General features: G+C 45.9%; 3 protein-coding genes and 1 pseudogene. 3 read left to right on the top strand and 1 reads right to left on the bottom strand.

Annotation, left to right across the window (positions count from 1 at the left end; genetic code table 11):
• Positions 1-171, top strand: a 171-nt coding sequence (locus ACTIE6_RS19660; protein WP_439558269.1) for a PDZ domain-containing protein, incomplete at its 5' end; no start/stop codon positions are given.
• 3 nt (positions 172-174) lie between these two features.
• On the opposite strand, the gene ACTIE6_RS19655 is transcribed toward ACTIE6_RS19660, so the two are convergent.
• On the bottom strand, positions 175-684 hold the full coding sequence (locus ACTIE6_RS19655) for a metallophosphoesterase family protein (RefSeq protein ID WP_056282105.1): 510 nt from the start codon (positions 682-684) through the stop codon (positions 175-177).
• A 275-nt stretch (positions 685-959) separates the two neighbouring features.
• Here ACTIE6_RS19655 and ACTIE6_RS19650 point away from each other — a divergent pair, with 275 nt between their 5' ends.
• Together ACTIE6_RS19650 and ACTIE6_RS19645 are read left to right on the top strand one after the other, a co-directional pair.
• Positions 960-3800 carry a TonB-dependent receptor domain-containing protein gene (locus tag ACTIE6_RS19650; RefSeq protein ID WP_439558268.1) on the top strand — a complete coding sequence of 947 codons (2841 nt, stop codon included), beginning with the start codon at positions 960-962 and terminating at the stop codon, positions 3798-3800.
• 21 nt (positions 3801-3821) lie between these two features.
• Positions 3822-4086, top strand: a pseudogene (locus ACTIE6_RS19645) (GLPGLI family protein); the annotation flags it as partial.

The following is a 4086-nucleotide window of genomic DNA, read 5'->3' as shown; positions in this document are numbered from 1 at the left end:
GCTGAAAAGGCGGGGATTGTAGCAGGCGATATTATTACCAGGTTAGGAGGGGAGGAAATCGGCACGATTTACGACTATATGGAAATCCTGGGCAAACATGAAAAAGGGCAGGTAGTTGAGGCAGAGTTCTTACGCGGGAATGAAGTGAAGAAAGTGAAAGTGACTTTCTGATTTTCAAACCATCGCGCCCCGCTTTCCGAGCTCAATCGCTTCCATCTGACTGATCAATCCTTCGTGCATATTAAAGCGCAAAATTGTGCGGAACTTGTGAAAACCTTCCCGACCAGCCGCTCCCGGATTGAAATAAAGCATATTATTCAGTTTTTCGTCGCGGATCACGCGCAGGATATGTGAATGCCCGCACACAAAAATGTCCGGCGCGCTGTTCTTTAACTCAGGCATTACCATCGGATTGTACCTCGGAGGCGCGCCGCCAATGTGCGTGATCCAGACACGAAAGCCTTCCAGCTCGAAATGCAGGTTTTCAGCAGTCCTTACCCTTACTTCGCTGCTATCAATATTGCCGAAAACAATCCTGGTGGGCTTAAATGCTTCAAGCTTGCTGATGATTTCCACTGAGCCAATATCGCCTGCGTGCCACACTTCGTCACAAGTGGAGAAATGGTCAAAAATCCTTTCGTCCAGATAACCATGTGTGTCAGACAGCAAGCCGATTCGCTTCATTTTTCGATCTCAGATATTGATAAAAAAACAAAGATGCGAGAATGAGCATAATCGCAAGATAAAAAGATGGAAAATTTATGTAATTAAAGTAACTTATATATCCGCTTCTTTCTTGATATTGCGTATGAAAACTTAATAAAAGTTAAAACTTTCCGGGATCAGTATAAAATTCCCGCAAAACTAATTTTTTAGTTGTAAAGTTATCGCGCTTTGTATATTATTGCATTATTGTCGTTCATCAGTTACAAACTCTCACTTAACCTTGCCACTTAGCCTTGAAAAAAGCCTTACTTCTGTCATTTTTGTGCCTGATGATTTCGGTCGCTCACGCGCAGACCACAGGACGTTTTACATTAAAGGGAATTACGGTTGATACCTCCGGTGTCCCGCTTCCGGAATCCACTGTGATGCTGCTTGCCCCCAAGGATTCGACGCTCGTTAACTTCGCAAGAACAGCCAAAGACGGTACATTCGAATTCAGGAATGTGAAGAGAATGCCGTATCTGATTAAGATTACGTACGTGGGCTACCTGCCTTATCAGGAGGAGGTTAAGCCAAAGGATGATGATGTAACAGATCTGGGAAAGATCAAAATGACATTCATGGACCAGGTACTTTACGATGTGGTTATCAAAGCATTCCGCGCGCCGCTCAGTATCCGCGGCGATACGATCGAATATGATCCCAAGGCATTTAAAGTACAGCCCGGCGCTTCTGTTGAAGACTTGATCAGGCGGCTCCCGGGTTTGCAGGTAGACCAGGATGGTACCATCAAGGCGCAGGGTGAAACGGTTAAACGTGTAACGGTAGACGGTAAGCGGTTTTTTGGCGATGATACCAAAGCTGCAACCAAGAATTTACCCGCCGAAGCCATTTCCAAAGTCCAGGTGTTTAATGAAAAAACAGAGCAATCGCGCATTACCGGCGTAGATGACGGTAAACACGAGAAAACACTCAACCTGCAACTGAAAGACAGCCACAAGAAAGGCGGATTTGGCAAAGCCACGCTCGCAGCGGGTACCGACAAGCGACTTGAAGGCAAGGTTAACTACAACAGATTCAACGAGAAGAACCAATTTTCAATCATTGGTCTGGGCAATAACACCAACCAGGGAGGAATGTCGTGGGACGATTACCAAGATTTCAAAGGAAGTCAGTCTTTCAACTGGGGCGATGATGGTGACTTTGGCTTCGGCGGCGGGGTTCGCTACATCACTTTCGGAGGCGACGATGAAGAAAGTCTGACGATACAGGCGGGAAGAGGAGCTCAGAACCGTGGTTTTAACAAGAACTGGGCTGGCGGCGCGAATTATAATTTTGACACGAAAAAAACCAAGTTCAACACCAGCTACTATTATAACCAGACAACACAGGACCTGGACGCGACTTCAAGGCAGACCAACTTCCTGACCAACTCTGCATTCACGAAGCTGGATACCAATAACAGGTTAAATTTTAATGAAAACCATCGCGGTAGTCTTCGTTACGAAAAAACCATTGACTCCCTGAACACGCTGATTGTACTTTCCAATATGCGGATAGGAAGCGGAACTGCGGATTACCTTAGTCACCAGGAATTTTTCCGGGGTGCACAGGATACTACGCAGCTTTCCAACACCAGCGACCAGCGCAACTACTCCGATTTTAACTCATTTGCATTGGGTAACACGGCCATTTTCCGGCATAAGTTCAAGAAAAAGGGTAGGAACTTCGCAGTCAGTCTGGCTTACAATGTGAACAATTCAAACGGAACTATCAACCAGCGCTCGACCAACCGCTTTTTCAGAACATTCCAGCCAGAGCCGGACAGTATCCTCAATATCAACCAGGAAAATTATACGAAGAGCTTGCGGAACCAGTTCAAAGGCAGCTTGCTGTTCATTGAGCCTATTTCAAAGAAGTTTGTACTTGAATCTTTCTACAATTACAGTCTGAAAAGCGATGATGTGGACCGTGATGTTTTCGACGTTACGGAAGGTGGCCGGACTATGAACAATAACCTGAGCCGCTATTATACCAACCGATCTACATTCAACCGTCTTGGAACTTCACTGCGGTACTCGCACAATGGACTGAACATCTCGGCAGGCGCAGGCGCGCAGCAAATTCATCTTGACGGGAAGTTTGCAGTAGACCAGAGCGATCCGACCAGAACCAGGATTGACAGGAAGTTCTTCAACTTTGTACCAAACATTTCCCTCAACTTCGATCTTAAACGAAACAGGTATTTATACGGAGGTTACAGCGTGGGAGTAAGCGAGCCGAACATTCGCGACCTGCAACCGATCGTTGATAACAGCAATCCGCTGTACATCCGGGTAGGTAACCCGAACCTGGTTCCAACTGTAAACCACTCGGTGAACCTGGGCTATAATTATTTCAACCCCGGCAGCTTTGTTCAGATGTTCTTCGGCGCTTATTACAATTACTATGATAACCAGGTAATTTACAGCCAGTTTGTTGATGAAAACCTGGTAACTACTACCATGGCGACAAACATCAGTGGGGGAAATAACCTGAGCGCTTATGCCAACTATGGTTTCCCGATTGTAAAAACGAAAAGCAACTTCAATATCAATGCATCTTACAACCTGGGCCGTAACCTGACCAACATCAACGGGGAACTGAACGAGACCAAGAGCAATGGATACAATTGGGGCGCAAGACTGGATTATACCCCCGGCGATAACTTCACCATTTACACCAATGCGAACTGGAATATCACCGATACGCGATATTCAATCAGCTCAGGGCAGAACCAAAAGATTATCAACTCCAATTATGGCGCTGAGATGAACTTCAAAATGCCAAAGGATATTTACTTCAACAGCCGCTTTTCATACAGCAGTTACGTCAATGATCGTTTTGGCTTTAACCAGAAAATGCCGATCCTGAATGTGTCTGTTTATAAAACCATGCTGAAAAGCAAAAAGGGAGAAATCAGACTTTCGGCCTTTGACTTGTTCAACAAAAACCGCGGTATCTCGCAGTCGGCTTACCAAAACTTCGTGTCGCAGGAGCAAGTGCGTACATTGGCGCGGTACTTCATGCTGAGCTTTACCTATAACATGCGTGGAGTAGGTCACACGGTTAAAAGAAAAGGATACGGATACTAATCACCATTCAATTTATAAGCTATGAAAAAATTACTTGCCTGCTTCCTTCTCCTGGGCTCCTTACCCGTGTTCGCCCAGACTGACGGATTGGCGGTGACCTATGAAAGGACATTCTACTGGTCGAGACTGTACGATAAACTTACATTCCTGTCGGAAGAGGAGCGGAGCAGGATGAAAACTTCGTGGGGTGCAAATGACGAGGGTGACAAGAGTAAAGGACAGCTTTTTGTCACCAGCAACCAGAGCAAGTATGTTGACCTGGAACCGGAAGTGGACGGCGGATACA

It is taken from the genome of Dyadobacter sp. (assembly GCF_051859145.1).
In the GTDB taxonomy this organism is placed as follows: Bacteria; Bacteroidota; Bacteroidia; order Cytophagales; family Spirosomataceae; genus Dyadobacter.
The sequence above is the reverse complement of the archived record's forward strand: the minus strand, read 5'-3'. Positions and strand labels throughout refer to the sequence as shown.

Excerpts from the sequence above, each read along its gene's own strand:
- ACTIE6_RS19655 (WP_056282105.1), bottom strand. The coding sequence starts at position 684 with ATGAAGCGAATCGGCTTGCTGTCTGACACACATGGTTATCTGGACGAA.